A 749-nucleotide genomic window follows, 5' to 3' on the forward strand; every position below is an offset into this window, starting at 1 on the left:
TGTCCGCAGGACACAAAGCCGCAATTGTTGTTATACGGTGTTGTAGGTAGTTTTTAATTATGTGATTTAAATTTTGATTTATCTAAAGTAAATTTATTTTCTTTTATTTTTTTATAGGATTCTAAAAATAAATTTTCTGTTGTTGAATTATTGTCAACTAAAATATTTAATCTATTTATATTGACCATTTCTTTATTGTTGATTATAGTATCTCTTTCTACTAATTGATCTAAAATTCCCTGTAAATTGTTATTATAATAGTTTTCATATTCAAATTCTATCTTGTTGTCAGTTTTTGAACTAACATAAGCTAGCCAAATACTATCCCTATTTTGATTACAATAACCGAATTGTATTTCTCTGCGGTTTTTATTGTTTAATTTTAAATTTTCATATTTTGAATGTAATGTGATTATACCTCTGTAAATATTTTCCTTCTTAGTTTTAGTAATATTTAGATCATAATATGCACTTTCCGATTTAATTATTTTATTATTTTTTAAAATCTTATTTTGGTTGAAAAATGTGTCTTTATCTTTTGTGATGTATAATTCCACTTCCTCTGAAATTGAGTCTGGATAATTTAGTTCTAAAAATACTCTACTATATAAATCTTCATCACTTAATCTGTCAATTTTCTTTTTATAATTATCAGTTTTCTCAATACAAGCTAAAATTAAAAAGATGAGTAATAAGGGCGTATAAAATTTCAAATTATTCAATATATTTTTTTTTAAATTACCTACAAC

Annotated in this window: 1 protein-coding gene; it reads right to left on the reverse strand. The window is 23.0% G+C overall.

Going from position 1 to position 749, the window contains the following annotated elements; translation table 11 throughout:
* Positions 1–53: 53 nt before the first annotated feature.
* Positions 54–749, reverse strand: a 696-nt coding sequence (locus KW502_RS15275) for a hypothetical protein (protein WP_219041410.1), incomplete at its 5' end; no start/stop codon positions are given.

The sequence above is a fragment of the Mesonia aestuariivivens genome, from assembly GCF_019311235.1.
Lineage (GTDB): Bacteria > Bacteroidota > Bacteroidia > Flavobacteriales > Flavobacteriaceae > Mesonia > Mesonia aestuariivivens.